Source organism: Deltaproteobacteria bacterium, assembly GCA_016930875.1.
In the GTDB taxonomy this organism is placed as follows: domain Bacteria; phylum Desulfobacterota; class Desulfobacteria; order Desulfobacterales.
The window spans coordinates 1-22,894 of sequence record JAFGFW010000032.1 but is presented as its reverse complement, the minus strand read 5'-3'; the positions used below and the strand labels follow the sequence as shown (position 1 = coordinate 22,894).

Below are 22,894 nucleotides of genomic sequence, written 5' to 3'. Positions count from 1 at the left end.
CCTTCTATGTTCGACTGGCATCCGGCATCTGGCATCGTGTATCACATATTATGCATGCGATATCACTATTGTACAAATGAGGTCTATGATGAGGCCCTTATTATCTGCTACATATTTCCCGTTTACTTGTATAACGCCCTCACTGGTGGAGGTTCTTTCATTCTGTTTTCACCGTGTAGTTCTCTACCGGCCCGTGGGTTCTGCACCCCAAGAGGGTCTGCGGCCGTGGATTGACAAGGGGTTATTGGACATCCATACCCCCTTTGCAGAAGTCATCGATGAGAAAGCCCTCATGGCTGAACTGAGGCACTGGAAGACATGGGGTCTCTTGAATCAAGATGCTGATCTGGCCTATCTGAAGGAGATGGGAGGCAAAATTGCCCCGGTTGATCCCGTGACTCCGAAAATGGTCTCTGAAATAAAGGGCCTCTCCGATAACGACGTGGATAAATCCGGGAATACAGACCTTGCTCTCCAGCTATTTCTCCACCTGGCCCAGGAATTCGACCAGCAATCCAGGGAATTGCAAGAGCAGTTAAAGGAAGTCAAAGCGCAGCAGGACGCCTTGCAAGCCCTTTTTGATATCGGCCAACCTGAAGAAGGCCACAGTCAGGTTTCTAAAGAACCGTTTTTGGCATCGAAGCAAGACCTGGGAGAGTTCCTGATAGAAAATCGCATGGCTGCCTGGAACCACCTGTTTCAGAAAGACCCCGTTGAACTGAGCCTTCTTTTGACAGACTCTCCCTCATCGCTGGCCTTTCTTCTCGATTGCGTGGAAGAAAAGGCCGAGGTGTTGAACTTTGAAATACCCATCACGCAACCGTCTCTGGATCAAGTCCAGTGGAAAAACCTTATTCGGAAGGTCCTTCATGCGCTGCTCACGACGCCATGGAACGACGAAACACAACGGCATACTGATCAGGCAGGTCATCAAATAGAGGCCACGGTGCACAGCCGGGAAAACTCCCGAACCAAGTCGGCTGACCGTACAGCCTCTTTTCGCTGGTACTTGGTACCCCATGAGGGAGCTTGTAGCCTGCTGAGCCGCAGGTGTGGCACGGACAGACCAGGCAACAAAGCTGAAGGCATCACCAACGGCTTGGTCGGCTTGGTGGAACTTGGCTGAGCATTCCGGGGTTAGGAAATAATAAAAAATTTCCAAGAAAACTTGACGGCCTCGCCTAATTGGTGTATAGGCCACAACGAAAAAGAAAAGAGGGCTAAAACACCGTTCTGGACGTAAAACCTAGTGAAATAACTATGAGAAAGGAGGGTTGATCTTATGTTTACGCCGACAGTGGACAAAGACAAATGCACGGGCTGTGGAGAGTGTGTTGAAGTCTGTCCTGTGGAAGTTTTCGAGCTCCAAGATGAGAAATCCGAGCCCGTGAACGCAGATGAGTGTCTGGGTTGTGAAAGCTGCGTCGAGGTTTGTGAGCAAGGGGCAATTACTGTAGAAGAAACATAATGTAAAGCAGACGGCTCGTATCTCGTCCTTGATACGGCAAGAAATCGACTCAAAGCCCTCCCGCCCTCACGGGCGGGAGGGCTGCTCTTTGCAGGCTTGCGCAACCCCTCTCCTCAACTATCCGATTGAGCCTTAGGTTATCCACTCTCTTCAATTGTGTTGTAAAGACTTATTCCCGCAGGAGACGTACAACTATGGATGAAAAACCTATTGCCCGCTGCGAAGCCAATGGCGTTGATGCCTATGAGTATCCCTTTTACGTAAAGCCTGCTCACGGCATGGAACCGGCCTATGTTTTTCTGGAGGACCATGTTTACAATTTCAGTAGAGAAGAGACGGAAGAAATGATGCCTCACCTTATTCGCGTTGAGAGCGAAAAGGACTTGCAGGATCTTGGATACAAAAAGAACGAAGAGGGGATCTATATCTTGTCACCACTTGAAAAACCCTGGTTGCACGGAGGAGAATCATGATTCAAAAAATCGGAGTTGTGGGAGCGGGCCAGATGGGCGCGGGGATCGCACAGGTGGCTGCCATGAACGGACTATCCGTGATTATGAATGACATAGAAAACGCCTTTCTGGACCGCGGCATGAAGAGTATTGAGAAGAGCCTGTCGAGCCTCCTAAAAAAAGACCGCATCAGTGAAGAGGAAAAAAAAGCAGCTCTCGGACGGATACAAACCACGATTGAAATTAGCGCCCTGGGAAATACGGATTTTGTCGTGGAAGCCGTGATTGAAAACGAAGCCCTAAAATTGGATATTTTCAAGCAATTGGATGAGATCTGCATGCCGGGTTGTATCTTGGCAAGCAATACATCTTCCATTCCGATCACACGCATTGCGGCTGCCACGAAACGACCCCCTGAGGTCATTGGAATGCATTTCATGAATCCCGTGCCTATCATGAAATTGGTTGAAGTCATCCGGGGACTTGCCACATCTGAAGAGACCTTTGAAACTACCAAAGATCTGGCTGTCAGGCTCAAAAAAGTGGCGGTTGCAGCCAATGACTTTCCGGGCTTCATATCCAATCGCATCCTCCTGCCCATGATCAATGAGGCCATCTTTGCCTTGTATGAAGGTGTGGGAACAGCCGAAGCCATTGACTCGGTCATGAAGCTGGGCATGAATCATCCAATGGGCCCCCTGGCGCTGGCAGACTTGATAGGGCTCGACACGTGCCTGTCTATCCTCGAAGTCCTTCACAATGGCTTTGGAGATTCCAAATACCGACCCTGTCCTCTTCTCAAGAAATACGTGGATGCCGGATATCTCGGCCGCAAAACAGGGAGGGGGTTCTATATATACTGAAACTTTTTATCTCATGACTGCTTGATCGGGCTGCAGCACGTTTGAGGTCAGAGAGGGATCGCCTGAGGCCCTTTTGCCTCAAACCTCAAGGCCCAAGGGGCCGCTCCTCCAACCTTTGTGCTGTACCAGGAAACTTGCCCGTAAACACTTCGCATACTCTATGTAACCCATGATCAGATCGACGGAGGCCCCCTTTGACTTACCCTGAAATGGCCCTCGTACGGCAGAAACTCCATGCGAAGAAGGTTGAAAATGTTTCTCCCGCAGTGGAGACAGAACTCCAATGCCTTGTGCCAAAGATATCGTCAAGACCCGGGGAGTCTGTAGCCATTGGCGTGGGAAGTCGAAGCATCAGTCAGATTTCCCTCATTGTGTATCAATGCGTGAGGTTCCTCAAGGAGCGAGGCCTGGAGCCATTCATTGTTCCTGCCATGGGAAGCCACGGAGGCAATACAACAGAAGGGGAGATCTCGGTTCTGGCAAATCTGGGCATCACAGAGTCGTCCATGGGTGTGCCCATAAATGCCGGAGTTGATGTTGTCGAGATCGGCAAGCTGGATATCGGCATGCCTCTGGTCATGGACAGGCGTGCAGCCGAGGCTAATCACATTGTCGTAATCAACAGGGTGAAACCTCACACAAAATTTGACGGCTACATTGAGAGTGGCCTCACCAAAATACTCACCATAGGACTGGGCAAGGGGCAAGGAGCTGTCCTCTACCACCGCGCCGCAGTCCACAATACCTTTGACATCTTACAAGATGCGGCGCGTCACATACTCAAAACCAAATCCGTCCTTTTTGGGCTTGCCATAGTAGAAGACGGCTACAAGGATGTGGCCCGAACCTGTGCTGTAGAAGCAAAGAACTGGTTTGAAGCAGAACATGCCTTGCTGGAAGATGCCCGCTTCATGATGCCCCGCATCCCTTTTGACCCAATCGACATACTGATCATTGATGAAATGGGCAAGGACATCAGCGGTATTGGCATGGACTCCAATGTAACCGGCAGGCATCGGGATATCGTGGGTGACTTCTTCAAGGCCCCTCACGTGAAACGGATATTTGTGAGAGACTTGAGTCCAGAAACAAACGGAAACGGCAATGGAATCGGGCTGGCAGACTTTACAACCCAGCGCCTCGTAGACGCCCTGGATCTTGAAAAGACTTATGTGAATGCCCTGACCGCCATCTCTCCTGAAAAGGCAGCAATTCCCATGCACTTTGAGACAGATCGCCAATGCCTGGAAAGCTGCCTCAAGACGATCGGCCAGGTAAAGCCCGAAAAAGCCAGGATCGTTCGTATCAAAAACACCCTGGCCCTTGACAACTTGCTGGTATCACGGGTCCTTGAAGAAAAAGTCCTGTCCAATCCCGATCTCAGCATAGTGAGCTCATGGGAACCCATTGCCTTTGATGAAAAAGACAATCTGGCGTAACCAATCACCAACTAGCGATAGAACCGGCCCTATACGGCAGCGCCCTGGGATTACTCATAATCTAACAAGATGTATTATTATATATTCCCTACAGCATTCGGATATGCTGGAATCCTGTTTGCAAAAAAGCCGTTCCTTGTCAAACGGGTTTTTCTGCCTCACAGCAAAAAGAGCCTCCTCAAGAGACACATACTGGGCACAGGTCCTGCCTCGGCGGCACGCACGCGCGAGGCCTCTAATCTCTGCCAGGATATTCAGGCCTATTTTAACGGTTCCCCTTTGGAGCCTCCCTGGAGACTCCTGGACCTGAGTAGCCTCACGCCTTTACAACTCTTAGCGTTGAAAGCTGTAAGCGCTGTTCCCCGTGGATCAACTCTAACCTATGGTCAAATAGCCGAACAAGTTGGCCGGCCAAGGGCCTGCCGATTTGTGGGAACCACGCTTGCCCGCAATCCCTTCCCGGTGCTCATCCCGTGTCACCGCATCGTTCGGGCGAACGGGTCACCCGGAGGGTTTTCGGGCGGCACAGAGTTGAAGATGCGCATGCTGGCATTGGAAAAAATAACGGCATTGTGGCATAATAATTGCTATTAACTCCTTATGAAAAGAGGTTGAAGTTTCTCCTCCTTCCCTTCCTTCATACCTCCTTTTTGGCCCTGTTAGGAAAGGCCCCTAACAGGGCTTTTTTTTGTTCGTCAAATTGGAAACCGTGTCGTGTCAAATTGTTGACGCAACCTTGCTCATTTGACAGGTTTCTTGGTCCAGCTGTGCGGGCCTTGTTCAATTCACGGATCCCCCGCCACCCTGTATCGCCTTTGCCCACACTTCCCTTCCCACCGGCCTTTAGGTTGAAATTCACTGCAGTGTGTTCCCCTTGGCACTCCTATTGCAGAAAAACCGGCAAAACGGGAAAAGCACAAATCAATAGGAGCAATGAAACAGATGGATAATAAATTTGTATCTACACGAGAGTTGGGGGTTTTGCTGGGGGTCACGCGTCAGACCATCCGAAACTGGATCAAGAAAGGCCATATCAGGGCCTATCACATAGGCCAGAACCTGAAGGTCCCTGTCAAGGAAGCGGTCAGGATACTGGCATACTATAAACTGCCCGTCCCTGAATGGATGAATAATGAAGATCATGCACGTTCAGGGCAGTCCGCGAGTAACCGGAAAGGCCATGGGAGTTTCTCGTGGCCTGAAAACGGATCCACCAAATTGGCCTTCCATGAACAAGCTCCGCTCTCTGGCGCCCAGCAAACTAATAACCGCTGGAGGCAGGAGGCGCACGATGACATATAGGCGGCGCGGGAGCAGTCCGCGGAAAACACCCTTAATGCGGATCATTGTGCCATCCATGTTGAGCATTGTCTTGTTCATCTCCGCCATCTACTTGATTGTCCTCCCAACCTTGAAAGCCAATATCATAGAACGAAAAAGGGAGATGATCCGGCAATTGACCGAAGCGGCATGGAGTTCATTCTCCATTTGTGAATCTGAGCAAAAAGCGGGTCGTTTGACGCGCGAAGAGGCCCAGGCGCGAGCCATAGAGCATATTCGAAACATAAGATATGGCCCTGACATGAAAGACTATTTCTGGATCAATGACATGTATCCCCGCATGATCATGCATCCTTATCGGCCTGACCTTGATGGCAAGGACTTGACAGCTTTTTCCGACCCCAACGGCAAGCGTCTTTTTGTGGCCTTTGTTAATGCTGTGAGAGACACAGGCGATGGATACGTTGACTACATGTGGCAATGGAAAGACGACCCTGACCGAATTGTGCCTAAGCTGTCATACGTGAAAAAGTTTGAACCATGGGGCTGGATCATTGGCACGGGCATCTATCTTGAAGATGTTCGGACCGAGATCGTATCCATCACCCGAAAACTGACACTGGTATCCTTGGCGATCCTGGCAATCATAGCGATCTTGTCAATATACATCGTCTGGCGCAGTTTGCAGATCGACTCAAAGCGCAAGAAAGCCGAAAAGCAACTGAGGGAAAGCGAAGAGCGTTTAAAGACCATATTAGAATCAGTGCCAATGGGAGTCGCGGTTATCGATGTGGAACAACATGTGATCATTGATATAAACCCTGTCGGAGCACAAATGGTAGGTGTCCCCAAAGAACAAATTATTGGCCGGGTCTGTCACCAGTGCATATGCCCCGCTGAGGTCGGACAATGCCCCATCACCGATCTCGGAGAAGCTCTGGGCCAGTCAGAAAGCGTTCTGCCTACAGCAAAGGGAGATGCCTTGCCGATTCTTAAGACTGCGATTCCCGTCACACTGGACGGTCGAGAACACATCATCGATTGCTTCATGGACATATCAGATCTGAAACGCGCCCAGAAGGCTTTGCGGGGAAGCGAGAAAAAATTCAGGAATCTCTTCAATAATGCCCAGGTGGGATTGTTTCGAACGAGGATCAAGGACGGCAAGGTATTGGAAGGTAATGATCGCATCGCCAGGATGTTTGGCTATGATTCCAGCAAGGAGTTTGCGGCTGAGTATGTCGTATCAGAACATTACGCGGATCCTGGAACCCGTGAACGGATGCTGGCTTTGCTTAAGGCGACCGGGAAGGTCAACAATTTCGAGGCACGTATCACGCGAAAAGACGGTTCTGTCTTTTGGGTCCGCTACACGGCCCGCATCTATCCGGAAGACGGCTACATCGAGGGGGTTGCAACTGATATCACCGAAGAAAAGCGCGCTGACAGACGTCTCAATGTGCATGTAAAGGAGTTGTCCCTAGCCAGGGAAGCCTCACGAGCGGCCCTGAAGAACGCTGAGGCTGAAAGAGACAAGTCGGAAAAGGCGCTTGCCGAGGTTTCTGAGGCAAAACGGCGCCTTGAGGTCCTGCTCTCTGACTCCGTAGCCAGGGAAAAACGCATGGTGGAGCTGAAGCAAGAAGTAAACGATCTGTTGACCACTCTCCAAGAAGAACCCAAATACGAGGCGCCACAACAGGTGGCGGAGCTCCTTTCCGGAAGCACGCACCTGCAGGCCTGATCCCAAGGGGGAAAACATGTCCACAACGCTTTACTGGTTGCAATGCGGAGGATGCGGAGGAGACAGCATGTCACTACTCGGTCTGGAGTCGCCGGACCTTATTGAGCTTCTCGGGCTCCTCGACATTGAGGTACTCTGGCATCCGTCGCTCTCAAACGGCAGTCCGTCTGAACACGAGAAACTCACCGAAAGGATGCTTTCAGGCCACCAACAGTTAGACATCCTCTGTATAGAGGGCGCCATTATCCGTGGACCCGGTGGCACAGGCATGTACGACACGATTAGAGGCAAACCCAAGAAAGACCTTGTTGCCGGGCTTGCGAAGCGGGCCAGGTTTGTTGTTGCCGTAGGCACGTGTGCAAGCTTCGGAGGCATCGGTGCGGACGGAGACGTAGAAGCCACTGGTGTCCAGTACCACAAGTGGGACAAAGGTGGATTTCTTGGAGAGTCCTTTACGACACAAGGCGGGCTCCAGGTGATAAACCTGCCCGGGTGCCCATGCCATTGTGACGTTGTGGCCGGGATTTTGACCGCGCTCATCTCTGGTTATCCCATCCCCCTCAGTCAATTCGACGCGCCGTTGGAGTGGTACGGTATGCTTGTCCACCAAGGTTGCACTCGCAACGAGTATCACGAATACCGGGTGGAAGAGCACGATTTCGGGGAAGTAGGGTGCCTCTTCTTTCACATGGGTTGCCACGGCCCTCTGGCTTACGGCCCATGCAACAAGATACTCTGGAACCAACGCAGCTCCAAGACGCGAGTCGGAGTGCCTTGCTTCGGATGCACCAGGCCCGACTTTCCTCAATCCTATCCGTTTTATGAAACACAAAACATCGAGGGGATTCCCCTGCAACTGCCGGACGGTGTGGACCGGGCCCACTATCTGGCTTACAAGGGTATGGCCGCAGCCGCAGCTCCTAAGAGGTTGAAAGAAAGAAAAACAAAGATATAGGGAACTGGGGGACAAAAGATGTCAAAAAAAATAAGCATGAATGTTCCGTTGAACCGCGTTGAGGGCGACCTGGAGATTCGCGTGGAAATTGACGGTGGAGTCGTCTCAGATGCATGGAGTTCAGGGACCATGTTTCGCGGATTCGAAAACATTCTTGTCGGGCGAGGCTCTCTGGACGGACTGGTAATTACGCCCCGTGTCTGCGGCATTTGCGGCACAGCCCACCTGACGGCCGCTGCCCTGGCTCTTGATATGATCTCAAGCGCCGAGGCTCCTCCAGGCGCTGTGAAGGTCCGGAATCTGGCCCTCATGACTGAAACCCTTCAAAGCGACGTACGTCACGGTCTTCTGATGTTTGCTGCGGACTTTGCTAATCCGGCATACAAGGAATGCTCTCTCTTTCGCGAGGCCATGCGCCGATATGAGCCATTCAAAGGAGAGACAGTCATTGAGGTCATAAAGGAGACAAAAAAAGTCATTGAGATCATCGCAATTCTCGGGGGACAATGGCCGCACTCTTCGTACATGGTTCCGGGAGGCATCACGTCCATGCCGAGCACTGGCGACCTTCTGCAATGCTGGCACTTCCTCAGACGTTATCGAAATTGGTACGAGAAGCAAGTCCTCGGCTGTAGTCTGGAACGTTGGTTGGAAGTCAAGAGCTGTCCAGATCTGGATATGTGGCTTGAAGAGAAGGACTCGCACCGAGAGGGTGACCTCGGTTTCTACCTCCGCTTTGCCCGGAAAATCGGTCTTGACAAGATCGGACAAGGACATGGCAATTTCATTAGCTATGGAGCACTTCCTGTGCCAAAGGACACGGAAATATGCTGTCCAAGAGAAGGCGGTTGTCTTGTTCCCGCGGGATTCGCCAGGGGCGCCGAGGTAACCCCCTTTGAGCAGGAGAGGGTAACTGAACACGTGGCCCATTCGTGGTTTGAGGATTATGATGGCGGCAAGCATCCTTTTGAGGGAGAAACACGCCCTTATGCCAGCGGACAGGAAAGCAAGAAATACTCCTGGGCCAAAGCGCCACGCTACGATGGTTTTCCGGCCGAAACAGGTCCGCTGGCCGAAATGATTATCGCCGAGCATCCGCTCTTTGCAGATTTGGTGGGCAGGGACGGTCCAAGTGTCTTTGCCCGGGAGCTTGCCCGTCTTGTCAGGCCTGCCGAAACGATACCGGTCATGGAAGTCTGGCTATCGGAACTGGCAGGCGTCGAGAATTTCTATGCATCCCCGGGCATGATCACCGATGGCCACGGTTTCGGGCTGACCCAGGCAACTCGCGGAGCGCTCGGACATTGGGTGATGATAGCTAACGGACGAATCGAGCACTATCAGATTATTACTCCAACGGCCTGGCATGCATCACCTCGTGACTCCGATGAAATAAGAGGCCCCTGGGAAGAAGCCCTCGTCGGCACGAAAATCAAGGATCTATCCAATCCCGTTGAGCTGGGACATGTGGTGAGATCATTCGATGCCTGTCTCGTCTGCACTGTCCACACCATCAGGGGAGGGCGTAACATGGCGCGTTACAAATTATAAAATCGCTTCGCGATTTTATGCAGCGCGACTTTGCCGCTTAGAAAAGGCAAATTGCCGGACCATCAAGTTAGGAACCCTAAGCAGAACAGATGAATACAAACGTAGCAAAGGAATCAACGACCGAAATCCTGGAAGAAAACGCCCTGTTGAGGGATGAGGTTCGGGTCGCACGGCGGGCATCGGACATCACGGCTGAGCTTGTTGTGCAACAATTTGCGAAAACCGAGGAGGTCCTCAGGCGGCTCGAAGAAAAGGCATTGGCTGAAAAGGAGTTGAGGGAAAGATTAGCCGAAAAACTCGGGGAGGCTGTGGAGCGCGAACAGGAGCTTGCCACGGAAAGAGAACGGCTTGAGGGAATGCAAATATCAGCCATCAATATGATGGAAGACATGGCCCAAGCGCACAAAGCCGTCGAAGCGGCCAGGCAGGAACTGGAAACCACAAACAAGCAACTCCATGAAGCCATAGGAAGAGCCAAAGAGATGGCCGAGCAAGCAAAAATGGCAAGCACGGCCAAGAGCGAATTTCTGGCCAACATGAGCCACGAGATTCGTACTCCCATGAACGCGGTCGTCGGTTTTACTGATATCTTGCTCGATTCTGGTCTGAATGAAGAACAGGCTGAGTACGCAAGAATCATAAAACATAGCAGTGATTCCCTGCTCGTTTTGATCAACGATACACTAGACTTCTCCAAGATAGAGGCAGGCCAATTGGAACTTGAATCTATCGACTTCGACCCGGAAGTGACTGCTTTCGACGTCTGCCAATTGATTCGCCCGAAGCTTGCAGACAAGCCTGTTGAGCTACTCTGCCGCATTGGCGACGAAGTTCCTGCCTACGTCACCGGAGACCCGCATCGGCTTCGACAGGTCATGTTAAACCTGGTGGGAAACGCCGCCAAGTTCTCCGAGCAAGGGGAGATTGAGCTTCGCCTCGACGTTGAAGAAAAACAGGAGGACCGGATAAAACTCCACATGAGTGTCAGGGACACGGGCATAGGCATCCCGCAGGACAAGTTGGAAACGATCTTTGAAGTTTTCACCCAGAGCGACGGTTCAATGACGAGGACATATGGTGGAACAGGTCTTGGCTTATCCATCTGCAGCCGACTCGCAAGGCTTATGGACGGAGAGATCTGGGTGGTGAGCTCTGCTGACGGCCGACTCAAAGACAATTCCAAAATCCAGAGTAATCGTCAATCGGCGACACGCGATAGTCAGTCCAAATCTGGTCCCGGGAGCACCTTTCACTTTACGGCCTGGTTGGGAAGAGCCAAAAGCAAGAGGCCCAAAAGCCTCTCTCGCGTATCGCTGGCCGGCAAGAAGGTCCTCATGGTTGACGACAACAGAAGCAACCTGGATATCTTAGCGCACATTGCAGAATCCGTCGGCATGCGCGTTGTTAGACTCTCAAGGGGCGAAGAGGCCGTGCCAACCGTGAAGGGCGCTTCGGTTTCCGGCGATCCTTTTGACCTTTGCGTAATAAGCATTCAAATGCCAACAACAAGCGGCTATGACATAGGAAGACAAATTCGAGATCTCAAGTCACAGGTTTCCCATATCCCCTTGCTTGCCATTTCTGCCTCAATAGAACGTGATGCAAAGAGATACCTGGAAACCGGCTTTGACGGATTCTTACCCAAGCCTGTTCAACGGCAGAAAATCCTGGACATGATGGAAACCCTTCTTAAGAAAGATCAAGACGGCGTGGCAGGGGAGCAACGCGATGCCATTGTAACGCGACATTCCATGCTTGAAGACGCCAAGCATTCGGTTCGTATTCTGCTGGTTGATGACAACCCGGTCAACCAGAACTTGGCAGAGATAATGTTGACTAAGGCAGGATACCAAGTGGAACTCGCCAACAACGGGCGAGAAGCCGTTGAAATGTACACCACGGAAGCCGGTCGATTCGACTTGATATTCATGGACCTCCAGATGCCGGAAATGGACGGGTTGCAAGCAACAAAAGAGATCAGGAGACTTGAAAGTCTAAACTCAGAACTTGGAACGGGTGAACCGCAACCACAATCGTCAATTGTTAGGGTTCCGATCGTTGCTATGACCGCTCATGCTATGAACGAGCACCGCAAACAATGCCTTGAAGCCGGCATGGACGATTACATATCAAAACCGATCAAGAGAGAGAAAGTCTTTGAAATTGTAAGCAAATGGGTGTTTCCAAAGGAGTCCGTCGTGAACTTGAGTGAATTGGCAAGACATCTCGATTTGGAGGAAAAGGAATTTCTTGAACTGGCCGAAATTTTTCTGGAGGCAACGACCTCTGATTTGGCCAAATTGGAGTCAGCTCTTTCCGCTGGAGCCACAGAGGAGCTAGTTGAGGCAGCCCACTCCATAAAAGGCGCAGCTGGCAGCCTTGGTTTCGAAGATATGCATAGACTCGCCAAAAGAATCGAGATGAATGCCCGACAACGTGTTCTGGAAGGAACTCTGGGAGATGCCAGCTCAATAAGACAGAAACTCGCCATAATTGCCAAAGAGCTTAAGGAAAATCAGACTGGTTCGCTTGGCAATGGAACAGGCTAATTCCGAAACCGGACCAACGAGGACGAAGGCCAAAGGACGGACTCAACTCACTGGAACGTATGCCAACATGACCGGACAATCAGAAAATCACTTCGCTATATTGATAGCCGAAGACAACCCAGTCTCGCGGAGCCTCTTGGAAAAAAGCCTTAGGAAGGCCGGCCACGAAGTGGTAACCGCCCAAAACGGACAAGAGGCCTTGGATGTCTTTCGTAAAACGTTTTTTCCGATGGTTTTGACCGACTGGATGATGCCGGAAATGGATGGCCTTGGACTATGTCGCGCTATCAGAAATCATTTTTGCCAAGGATACGTATACATAGTGTTTCTGACGGCCAGGGATTCCAGGGACGACATCATCGCCGCCTTGGATGCAGGAGCGGACGATTATCTGACCAAGCCCTTTCATCCCGCTGAACTCATGGCACGGCTAAACACCGGCAAACGGATTCTGGACCTTGAGAGGTCCCTGAAAAAGGCCAACGAAGATATCAGAGTGCTTTCCATTACAGATTCCCTTACAGGAGCTTTCAACCGCAGCTACATGACAACCCGTCTTCCTGAGGAAGTGGCCAGGGCTAAAAGGTACGGGCATCCTCTGTCCCTGATTATGTGCGATATCGATCACTTCAAAAGCATCAACGATTCTTTTGGACATCTGGCAGGCGATTCAGTCTTAAGGAGTGTTGTGCGTTGCATCAAGAATACAATCCGCCATAAAATTGATTGGATGTCAAGGTATGGCGGCGAAGAATTCCTCATTGTCCTTTCCGAGACAGATTCTGAGGAGGCCTTGGTTGTTGCCGAAAGATTGAGAAAATGTTTTGCCCAAAGGACAACTCGCATAGATGGCCAGGATATCGCCATCACGGCGAGTCTTGGCGTGGCGTCCTTTGATCCATCCATTGACAAGGAAAGCTCCTCAGAAGCCTTGATAAGAGAGGCGGATAACTTCCTGTACAAAGCAAAAAAAGAGGGAAGAAACAGGGTGCGGGGGAAGGAAAGAGATGAGAAATAGGAAGGTGTTAGTGGTGGACAACCACCCGGTCATATTGAAGTTCATGACACAACTTCTCGAAAAAAAAGGTTGCCAGGTGAAAACGGCACAAGACGGCCTTTCCGCTCTGGAGGTTCTGGAAGACTACATTCCTGACGTGGCCTTTATCGATCTGGTCATGCCAAATATCAGCGGAGACAAATTATGCCAAATTATCCGCGGCATGCCCAAACTAAGCGATGTTCGTCTCATTATTCTTTCCGCCGCTGTCGCTGAACAGACCATGAACTCCGTTGAATTCGGCGCCCATGCCTGTATCGCCAAAGGACCGTTTCCGGAAATGGCAAAACATATTCTTGCTGCCTTGGATCAGGCTGAGTTGGGAGGATCAGAAGTCACGCCTGAAACAATCATTGGCCTTGAAGATGTCCATTTTCGGGAAATCACAAAGGAACTGCTTTCGGTCAAGAAACACCTGGAAGTGACCATGATGAGTATGTCAGAAGGAATTCTCGAACTGAATCGTGATTCAAGGGTTGTTTATGCCAATCCGAGCGCTCTCTGCCTCTTGGAGGTTCCAGAGGAAAGGCTTCTAGGTTCATACTTCCCTGACCTCTTTTCACAGGCGGTCCGTGAGAAGGTCAATAGCTTCCTAAGGGCATCGGACATCCTCTCACAAGAAACTCGGGAAAATCCGACCATTCAACTGAACGGAAAGGAAATAATACTGAGCGTTTCACCTGTCAGGGACGAGGAAGGCACCGCCATTGTAGTGTTCAATGATATCACCACGCAAAAGCATTTGGAATCCCAGCTCCTGCACGCACAAAAAATGGAAGCCATCGGAACCCTTGCAGGTGGCATTGCCCATGATTTTAACAACCTCCTCATGGCCATACAGGGAACTGTCTCTTTGCTCCTCCTCAACATAGATCCCGGCCATCCCCATTATGACAGAATCAGTAGCATTGAAAAACACGTCGAAAGCGGCGCCAAACTGACCGGCCAGCTTCTTGGTTATGCCAGAAAGGGCAGATATGAGGTCAGGACCGTCAACTTGAACCGGTTAGTGGAAGAGACGGCCGAGACTTTTGGCAGAACCAAAAAGGAAATCTGCATTCACAAAAACCTGGCCGATGACTTGCACGCAACAGAAGTCGATGAGGGACAAGTCGAGCAAGTCTTGTTGAATCTCTATGTGAACGCGGCAGGCGCCATGTCTGGCGGCGGTCATCTTGTCTTGAGCACGCAAAATACTACCCTGAAGGAAATTGAAGGCAAGCTCTATGAGCCAAAACCTGGTTGCTATGTCTTGTTAACGGTTGCTGACACAGGCACGGGGATGGATGAAAAGACGATGGAGCGCATCTTCGAGCCCTTTTTTACGACCAAGGAGATGGGCCGTGGCACAGGCCTGGGGCTGGCTTCCGCCTATGGGATTGTCAAGAGCCATGGCGGATATATCCATGTGGACTCCAAAATCGGTGCTGGCACGACATTCAAGATTTATCTGCCGGCATCCGACAAAGCAGTCATGGCCGATATTCCTAAGCCCAATAAAGAGGTCTCCAAAGGACACGAAACGATCCTTCTGGTTGACGATGAACGCATGATCCTGGAAGTAGGACAGCAACTGTTGGAATCCATGGGTTATGGCGTCTTGACAGCCAGAGACGGGAAAGAAGCCGTAAAAATTTACAGCGAAAAGAAGGATGAAATAGACCTGCTCATTCTCGACATGGTCATGCCGGAGATGAATGGCGGCGACGTCTACGACAGGATGAAGCAAATCAACCCTGGTATCAAAGTTCTCCTTTCGAGTGGATACAGCGTAGAAGGCCAGGCCAGCGAGATATTGGGGCGGGGCTGTGACGGATTCATACAAAAACCTTTTCGTACGGTGGAACTTTCCCAAAACATCAGGAGTCTTCTTCAAAAGTAAGGATTACGCACAGACGCCACAGGCCTTGCACTGGCCTACATGGCACGGAGGGGATGTTTCTGCTCGGAGGGCCTTTTGATATTCCTCAATAAGAAAGGCCTTTGAGATACCATGGTCGATAAAATCCCAGGGAAGGATTTCGTCAAAGGACCGCTCTCTGTAAACAAAAAAATCCGGATTAGTGATAGAATCTTTAAGAGTCTTCGCCCAGTTGCCGTTGTTTTTGTGGGCTGCCACCAGTAATTCTGCAGTGCGCCGATCCCCCCGCGAAAGCAATGCCTGTATGTAGGCCCACCTCGGCAGATCTGAATGAACCCGAATGTTGGGGACCCGCCTCAAGCCGTCTTTTACATGCTTGATTTTGGCTTTGAGATCCTTTACGCCTTCCAGCGGAACCCACTGAAAGGGTGTAAAAGGTTTTGGAACAAAACAGCTCAGGCTTACGATGATGCGGCCAAGCCTTGCCGTTGGCTGGCTGGCCTTCAAGAACCGGTGTTTGATCTTGTTGCATAGAGCCACGATGGCTTCCACATCGGCCATAGTCTCACCAGGAAGCCCCACCATGAAATAGAGCTTAACGTTGGGTATGCCAGCCCTAACAAGCATCTCAACGGCCTTGAATACATCCTGTTCAGAAATTCCCTTGTTAATCACACGGCGCATCCGTTCTGAGCCCGCATCCGGGGCAATAGTGACTGTCTTTGCACCGGTCCGCTTAACAATCTCCAATAATTCCGGACTCAGAAGATCCGCTCTCAAGGAACTGAAAGAAACCTTGAGACCGTGGGCAATAGCCTTGAGGCAGAGCTCTTCAAGGCAGGGAATATCCGTTAAAGCCGCAGCCAGAAGACCGACCCTTCCAGCGTGGAGCGCCGCCTCGTCCAAGGAGCCTCCCAACTGTGCCGCTGTTCTGAACCGTGGGGGTCGATACACATATCCGGCCGCGCAAAACCGGCATCCGTGGGGGCACCCGCGCGCAACCTCTACGAGCCAAGTATTGTCAAAGGTCGTGTGCGGGGTAAGAACTGTGGTGTAAGTGTCATAAAGAGAAAGATCCTCGACAAGTACCCGCCTGACCTTAACCGGAAGGTCGCCTTTTGGCAGGAACTGTGCAATTGTGCCATCGGTCTCGTAGGTAACATGATATGAAGCTGGGGCATAAGTTCCCGGAACATGCACGGTCAAAGCTTCCAGGAAGGCCTCTTTCTGTGAGTGTTTTCTGAAGATATCAAAAAAGCTCGGCAGGATCGATTCTGCCTCCCCGATCAGGAAGCAATCTACAAAGGGCGCTATAGGTTCAGGATTAAGCAAGCTGGTCACTCCCCCAGCAATGATCAGAGGATGGGGGGGGGTTCGCTCTGATGACAACAGAGGGAGGCCAGCTTCTGCCAGGACGGCGAGGAGGTTCAGGTAATCGTTTTCAAAGGAGATGGAAAAGGCGATGATGTCAAAGTCCGCCAACGCCCTATTGGACTCCAGGGACCGGAGTCGTCCGTTTCCTGTCCCTTCTCTTTCAGAAGGGAATGCCCTTTCACATACAACATCCTCCAAATCGTTCATGAGGCGGTATACTGCCTGGAAACCGAGGTTTGACATCCCGACTTCGTAACGATTGGGATAGATTAGCGCAACAGAGACCTTGCCCCGCCAGCCTTTCCTGATGGTTCCAGTCTCTGCCGAGAGGAACTCTGTACGGGTTCTTCTCAATCTGCTTTTTTTCTCATGAAGGTAGGAATTTCCAGGTCGTCATGATCCAGGACTATCCCACGGTATCCTCTGTAGTGGGCTCCACCTCCTTCGCCCACTGCTTTTTCCTTTCGGATGAAGGTCGGTTCGTCAAGATTTGCGGCTCGTGCAAGGTCTGCCTCTGTGATGTCGCGCACCTTTCCTGAAAATCTGGTCTTCTTGCGTTCTTCTTCAGACTCGATGCCGGTGGCAATGACTGTAACCCGGAGCTCATCCCCTATGTTTTCATCCAGCACTGCGCCCCAGATAATTTCTGCATCATCGCCGGCCTCGTTGTAGATACGGTCCGAGGCATCCGCCATTTCAGCCATGGTCAAATCCGGCCCGCAGGTGATGTTCATCAATACGCCCCGTGCGCCGCTAATGGAAACATCCTCCAGAAGCGGGTGGGATATGGCTCTTTCGGCTGCCTCAACTGCGCGGTCGTCGCCGCTGGCTATCCCTGTTCCCATAAGGGCCATCCCTGCTTTGGACATCGTGGTCCTCACATCAGCAAAGTCAAGGTTTACAAGGCCGGGCATCATGATGAGGTCTGTAATCCCTTTTACCGAGTGCAGGAGCACGTCATCGGCCTTCCTGAACATCTCAATCATGGTAGCGTTCCTGGATGCTAAACCCCGAAGTCTGTCATTGGGAATGGTGATAACTGTGTCCACCACTTTCTTGAGGGCCTTCATACCCTCTTCGGCCTGCTTCATGCGTTTTTTGCCCTCAAAACTGAAAGGCATTGTCACCACTGCCACAGTCAGGGAGCCAGACTCCTTGCTCACCTCTGCGACTATGGGTGCGGCGCCCGTGCCAGTGCCCCCGCCCAAGCCGGCAGTTATGAAAACCATGTGGCTGTTTCCCACTGCATTGCGGATAGCATCAACACTTTCCATAGCTGCCTGCCTGCCGATTTCAGGATCTGCTCCGGCTCCGAGGCCCTCAGTCAGTTTCTCCCCAATCTGGATCTTCACCGCTGCCCTTGAGACTTCAAGGGACTGGGCATCTGTGTTGGCTGAGATGAATTTCACCCCCTGAAGCTTTGATGAAATCATGTTGTTGACTGCATTGCCTCCTGCCCCGCCCACACCAATCACCCTAATCTTGGCCGTTTTTTCGCTCTCAACAAAATTGAATACCATTGTCCCACCTCCTGTTTTCTGTCCCTTTAGATTATCTCCTTGAACCACTTCTTCATCCGAGCCATGACACGATTAAAGATATTCCTGTCTCGAATCCTGAACTTTTTTCTGGGCTGGGTTCTTGCTCCGTATACGACCAGCCCAACGGCTGTGGCGTACATGGGATTGTTCACTACATCCACCAAGCCTCTTATCCCCATGGGTCTTCCGATCCGTGCGGGAAGGCTGAAAACCGATTCTGCTATCTCCACAACGCCTTCCAACAGAGAAGATCCACCCGTAAGCACAATTCCTGAAGCGACCACATCCTCCATCCCGGCCCGATAGACGTCTCTGTTGATAAGGCTGAAGATCTCTTCCACTCTGGGTTCTAAGATTTCAGCCAGGATCTGTCTGGACAGGGTCCTCGGCTTCCGTTCGCCCACACCGGCAATCTCAATAGTCTCATCTTTGCCTATGCTGTTTGGAAGACAGGTGCCATACTTGATCTTGATCTTTTCAGCCTCTGCCATCGGGGTCCTCAGGCCCACCGATATGTCATTGGTCAAGTTGTTTCCGCCCAGGGCCAGCACCGACGTGTGTTTGATACTCTTCCCCCTAAAAATCGCCAGATCCGTGGTGCCTCCCCCGAAGTCAATCAAGGCCCCTCCGAGGTCCTTTTCTTCCTTGTTCAGCACAGCTTCACTCGATGCAAGGGACTGGAGAACAATATCGGATACATCAAGCCCAGCCCGATTGGCACACTTGATCAAATTGTGGGCCGAAGTAACCGCACCAGTTACAATGTGAATTCTGGCCTCCAGCCGAACCGCGGACATACCACGGGGGTCATGGATTCCATCCTGCTCGTCAACAATAAACTCCTGGGGAAGCACGTGAATGACTTCACGGTCCAGGGGAATAGCCACTGCCCGCGCTGCGTCAATTACGCGATCAATGTCCCTTTGAGCGACCTCGTTCCCCTTGACTGCAACGATCCCGTAGCTGTTGAAACCCTTTATATGGCCCCCGGCAATGCCTGCATAAACCGAGCTGATCTCACAGCCGGCCATCAACTCTGCCTCTTCTATGGCTCTCTGGATGGAATCAACAGTCGATTCGATATTGACAACCACACCTTTGCGAAGGCCAACGGATGCATGGGTTCCGATCCCCACGATGTCTATCCCTTCAGGAGTTACTTCACCAACCACGGCACATATCTTTGTCGTGCCTATGTCCAGGCCAACGATGAGGTCTTCTTTTTCCCCCACTTTCACGTCTCCTTTCGATAGCATACCCCGAGGAGAGATACCCCTCTTGAGGGTCTAATCACGACGCGGTCTAAATCATTCAGATCCATGTACCCTACATTCAACAACTGCTCCCCACGCCTCAGATATGTTATCATATCTCGCAGTCGATTGAATTTTGACTCGTAGCCCCCAAAACCGAACTTGATGGCCATGTTGTTCTCAAATCCAAAAAGAGTCAGTCCCATCTCCGGGTCAGCATGGATTCTTTGAAGGCAATGGGGTGGCAGAATACTCCCGTGAAGCCTGCTCAAATGAAGCACTTCCATAACTGCCCTAAATACGGGAAAGCGTCCCGGGTCACTCGGATCAATATCTGAGAGTGAAAGTCCGGTAACGACAGGCGCCATTGTTTGAGATGAAGGTGCAACATGCTTGAATATCTCGCCAGTCTCGCTCAGATAATAAGGTCGGTTTAGCTCCACTATGGCAATGGGCACTCGTTCCCTAACTCGAATGTGAATAGTATCCGGCAGTTGTCGCTCCACGTCTACTGATGCAATCCAGGAATTGGCCAAGAGCCTGTCGCGAAGAACCCTCAGGTTCACCTCTAATATGTTATCATGAGGTTTAATCTTGCCTTGTTTCAGAATCGCCTCTGTCGAAAGCCTGTTGTTCCCCTCCACGGTAATCGTCCGAGCTTCGAAGTAAGAGCTTTGCGTAAGGACATCGTGGGCCAGTATAAAGAGCAAGCTTGTCCCGCCCATGCCAGTCATCAGAAGCAATATCTTCACGGACAGAACACAACGCCCTATGATCCGCTCTGTTCTTTTTGCCCGGCTGTTCTTATAGTAGTTCTTGCGAACCCGTTTTCTGGCCAACGATGATTACCTCCGGCTCCAGGCGAACTCCAAACTGATCAAACACGGTTTCCCTTATCTGCCCCATTAGCGCAAGGACATCAGAAGCCTTGGCATGTCCTTTATTCACAATAAAATTCGCATGTTTTGTTGAAACTTCCGCCCCCCCTTTGCAAAGCCCCTTCAGCCCGGCCTTGTCAATCAGCTCTCCAGCGGACACTTCCCCGGGCGGATTCCGAAATATGGACCCAGCGCTTGGCAGGGACAATGGTTGGATGGACTTCCGCTTCTTCTGTATCTGGAGGGCATCCCTTCGAAGGGCCTTCCGATCTGCCCGCCTGAGCTGAAACTCTCCTCGCAAGATAATACTGCCTTCTTCCAATTCCAGCCCCCTGTACGAAAACAGAAGTTGCTCCTTGCCTATAGTGACAATAACGCCATTGGGGTTAAGCAGAGAAATGGAGTTTGTGATATCCGCCATGCATGCCCCCCAGGCCCCTGCGTTCATCCGCAACGCCCCACCCACTGTTCCAGGAATTCCCAGCGCAAAATTAAGGCCTGCCAGCCCATGCTCAAGGGCGTAGCGACCCAGTTGCCAAACCAAAACACCTGCCCCGGCCTTCACATCGGCGCCCCCGTTGGGACTCGCCTGAGGAGACTGCTCAATGCTCTTAAACCCGTTGGCAAGCTTGAGCACAAGACCTCGAATCCCTCCGTCACGGACCAACAGGTTGCTTCCGGCGCCAAGAATCATGAACGCATGTCCCCTGTCACTAGCCCACGTTATGAGGGCCGTTATCTCTTGATCGGTCTTCACAGTAATCATGGCATCAGCAGGCCCTCCGATCCCAAAGGTCGTATGACGGGACATGGGTTCGTCAAACAGAACCTGACTGCCAAAATGAGCCGTGAACCACTTTTTATCTGATTTGTTCATGGTTGATTAGTTGATGAGTTAGATGGTTCCGAACGACTCAACAATTGCCGAACAACCGGCAAAACCGGATCAACTGGCTAACGGGCCAAACCTTACTGCTCAAGAAATCTCTCTCCCACTTTCCATACGTCCCCCGCACCCAAGGTCAATAAGATATCCCCTCGGCCGACAGCGCCTTTCAAATAAGATAGGGCCCCATCCAGACCGTCCTTAAAGACGACATCCTTATGGCCATGGAGACGAATTCCCTCGTAAAGGGCTTCGCCATCTATTCCTTCCATGGGAGCCTCGCCGGCAGGATAGATCGGAAGCACCACCAACTTATCTGCCTGGTAAAAGGACCGCGTGAAATCATCAAAAAGCGCCTGAGTGCGCGAGTACCGATGGGGTTGAAATACTACCAGAAGCCTGTGATCCGGCCAGGACTGACGGACCGCCTCAAGGGTCACCTTTATCTCTGTGGGATGATGTCCATAGTCGTCTACAACCGTGATGCCCTGAGTAGAACCTTTAACCTCCAGCCTGCGCTGGACCCCCTCGATCTCATTAAGCGCAGCCTTGCTTATTTCAAAAGAAATCCCGAGTTCCAAGCCAACCGCTATGCTTGCCATGGAGTTGTATACATTGTGCAGGCCCGGAAGATTCAGCTCTATTAGGCCTAAGGCTTTTCCGTCATGAAACATACGGTATCGGCTCTTTAATCCATCAAACGTTATATCTCTAGCCTGATAATCTGCCTGAGACGTCAGGCCGTACGTGACAAACCGTTTCTCAAGCTTGGGAATCAGCTCTTGAATCCCATCGTTGTCAAGACACAGCACAGCCATTCCATAGAAGGGAACCTTGTTGATGAAATCCAGAAAGACCTCTTTGACTCTTTCCAGATTGTCGTAAAAGTCCAGGTGTTCGGCATCAATGTTGGTAACCACCGCAATAGTGGGCGACAGTCTGAGAAAAGATCCATCGCTTTCGTCTGCTTCAGCTACGAGGAATTCCCCCTGACCCAAACGAGCATTGCTTCCAAGGCTCTTGAGTTTGCCGCCAATGACCATCGTGGGATCAAGGCCGCCTCTTTCAAGGACAAAAGCGATAATCCAGGTCGTTGTCGTCTTGCCGTGGGCTCCGGCCACAGCGATGCCGTATTTGAGCCGCATCAATTCTGCCAGCATCTCTCCCCTGGGGATAACGGGCACCATCGCCTTTCTGGCGGCAACACATTCAGAATTCTCCGGCCCCACAGCAGAAGAAACCACCACCACGTCCGCTCCTTCAATGTGCTCCGGCCGGTGACCCTTGAATACAGTCCCGCCAAGTTGTTCCAGACGCATGGTAATATCTGTTGACTTCAGATCAGAACCGCTCACTGCATAGTTCAGATTCAAAAGAAGCTCCGCCATACCGCTCATGCCAATCCCGCCGATCCCCACAAAATGTATATGATAAGTTTTCTGGTACATATGAAGTGCCTAAAGTAAATATGTACGCCCAGAGAAGGTGGCTTAAGTCTGCCCCCTTGTCGGAGATCCCGTTATCTTAACGGGGAAGACGGCCGGCCGCTTCCCAAACTCATGAATGCCTAAAATTGACGGCTTCGTAAAAAGTCGTCACTCCGGACTTCGACGAGCTCAGTCGAGTCGTGAAAACCGGAGTCCATATTAGTTCCAACGACCTGATCCGCCTCCGGCGGACTGGATTCCGGCTTTCGTCGTTCGACCCTGAGGCTCTCGACGGGCCGGAATGACAAAAAATACATT

At 51.4% G+C, this 22,894-nt stretch carries 19 protein-coding genes; 13 read left to right on the top strand and 6 right to left on the bottom strand.

Annotated features, from left to right (window positions below):
• Positions 1-244: 244 nt before the first annotated feature.
• From JW883_03325 to JW883_03265, 13 genes are all read left to right on the top strand, one after another.
• Positions 245-1,126, top strand: a complete 882-nt coding sequence (locus JW883_03325; GenBank protein ID MBN1841299.1) for a hypothetical protein — start codon at positions 245-247, stop codon at positions 1,124-1,126.
• Positions 1,127-1,282: 156 nt separating this feature from the next.
• Positions 1,283-1,468 carry a 4Fe-4S dicluster domain-containing protein gene (locus tag JW883_03320; protein ID MBN1841298.1) on the top strand — a complete coding sequence of 62 codons (186 nt, stop codon included), beginning with the start codon at positions 1,283-1,285 and terminating at the stop codon, positions 1,466-1,468.
• A gap of 194 nt (positions 1,469-1,662) precedes the next feature.
• Positions 1,663-1,941: a hypothetical protein gene (locus JW883_03315; protein MBN1841297.1), complete on the top strand. Its 279-nt coding sequence runs from the start codon at positions 1,663-1,665 to the stop codon at positions 1,939-1,941.
• On the top strand, positions 1,935-2,783 hold the full coding sequence (locus JW883_03310) for a 3-hydroxybutyryl-CoA dehydrogenase (protein ID MBN1841296.1): 849 nt from the start codon (positions 1,935-1,937) through the stop codon (positions 2,781-2,783). Before JW883_03315 ends, JW883_03310 begins: the two co-directional genes overlap by 7 nt.
• Positions 2,784-2,977: 194 nt before the next feature.
• Positions 2,978-4,222 (top strand): DUF2088 domain-containing protein, encoded by a 1,245-nt coding sequence (locus JW883_03305; protein ID MBN1841295.1) that lies wholly within the window; start codon positions 2,978-2,980, stop codon positions 4,220-4,222.
• 69 nt (positions 4,223-4,291) lie between these two features.
• Positions 4,292-4,816: a methylated-DNA--[protein]-cysteine S-methyltransferase gene (locus tag JW883_03300; protein ID MBN1841294.1), complete on the top strand. Its 525-nt coding sequence runs from the start codon at positions 4,292-4,294 to the stop codon at positions 4,814-4,816.
• Between the two features lie 348 nt (positions 4,817-5,164).
• Complete coding sequence (locus tag JW883_03295; protein MBN1841293.1) at positions 5,165-5,524, top strand: helix-turn-helix domain-containing protein; 360 nt, start codon at positions 5,165-5,167, stop codon at positions 5,522-5,524.
• Positions 5,514-7,244 (top strand): cache domain-containing protein, encoded by a 1,731-nt coding sequence (locus JW883_03290; GenBank protein ID MBN1841292.1) that lies wholly within the window; start codon positions 5,514-5,516, stop codon positions 7,242-7,244. The genes JW883_03295 and JW883_03290 overlap by 11 nt, the downstream gene beginning before the upstream one ends.
• 16 nt (positions 7,245-7,260) lie before the next feature.
• Positions 7,261-8,199, top strand: coding sequence for an NADH:ubiquinone oxidoreductase (locus JW883_03285; protein ID MBN1841291.1), 939 nt, complete (start codon positions 7,261-7,263; stop codon positions 8,197-8,199).
• 18 nt (positions 8,200-8,217) lie between these two features.
• Complete coding sequence (locus JW883_03280) at positions 8,218-9,750, top strand: nickel-dependent hydrogenase large subunit (protein MBN1841290.1); 1,533 nt, start codon at positions 8,218-8,220, stop codon at positions 9,748-9,750.
• 89 nt (positions 9,751-9,839) lie between these two features.
• Entirely contained in the window at positions 9,840-12,299 is a 2,460-nt protein-coding gene (locus JW883_03275) for a response regulator (protein ID MBN1841289.1), read from the top strand.
• Positions 12,300-12,366: 67 nt separating this feature from the next.
• Positions 12,367-13,317: a diguanylate cyclase gene (locus tag JW883_03270; GenBank protein MBN1841288.1), complete on the top strand. Its 951-nt coding sequence runs from the start codon at positions 12,367-12,369 to the stop codon at positions 13,315-13,317.
• Entirely contained in the window at positions 13,307-15,238 is a 1,932-nt protein-coding gene (locus tag JW883_03265) for a response regulator (protein ID MBN1841287.1), read from the top strand. Before JW883_03270 ends, JW883_03265 begins: the two co-directional genes overlap by 11 nt.
• A 3-nt stretch (positions 15,239-15,241) precedes the next feature.
• Here JW883_03265 and JW883_03260 read toward each other — a convergent pair whose 3' ends face one another.
• The 6 genes from JW883_03260 to JW883_03235 form a co-directional block, all read right to left on the bottom strand.
• Positions 15,242-16,945, bottom strand: coding sequence for a radical SAM protein (locus tag JW883_03260; GenBank protein MBN1841286.1), 1,704 nt, complete (start codon positions 16,943-16,945; stop codon positions 15,242-15,244).
• Positions 16,942-18,111, bottom strand: coding sequence for a cell division protein FtsZ (gene ftsZ, locus JW883_03255; protein ID MBN1841285.1), 1,170 nt, complete (start codon positions 18,109-18,111; stop codon positions 16,942-16,944). The genes JW883_03260 and ftsZ overlap by 4 nt, the downstream gene beginning before the upstream one ends.
• A 26-nt stretch (positions 18,112-18,137) precedes the next feature.
• Positions 18,138-19,388, bottom strand: a complete 1,251-nt coding sequence (ftsA, locus tag JW883_03250; GenBank protein ID MBN1841284.1) for a cell division protein FtsA — start codon at positions 19,386-19,388, stop codon at positions 18,138-18,140.
• A complete protein-coding gene (locus JW883_03245) occupies positions 19,367-20,224 on the bottom strand; it encodes an FtsQ-type POTRA domain-containing protein (protein ID MBN1841283.1) in 858 nt (285 codons plus the stop codon). Before JW883_03245 ends, ftsA begins: the two co-directional genes overlap by 22 nt.
• A complete protein-coding gene (murB, locus tag JW883_03240; protein ID MBN1841282.1) occupies positions 20,190-21,140 on the bottom strand; it encodes a UDP-N-acetylmuramate dehydrogenase in 951 nt (316 codons plus the stop codon). The genes JW883_03245 and murB overlap by 35 nt, the downstream gene beginning before the upstream one ends.
• A gap of 92 nt (positions 21,141-21,232) precedes the next feature.
• Positions 21,233-22,597, bottom strand: coding sequence for a UDP-N-acetylmuramate--L-alanine ligase (locus JW883_03235; protein MBN1841281.1), 1,365 nt, complete (start codon positions 22,595-22,597; stop codon positions 21,233-21,235).
• Positions 22,598-22,894: the final 297 nt, after the last annotated feature.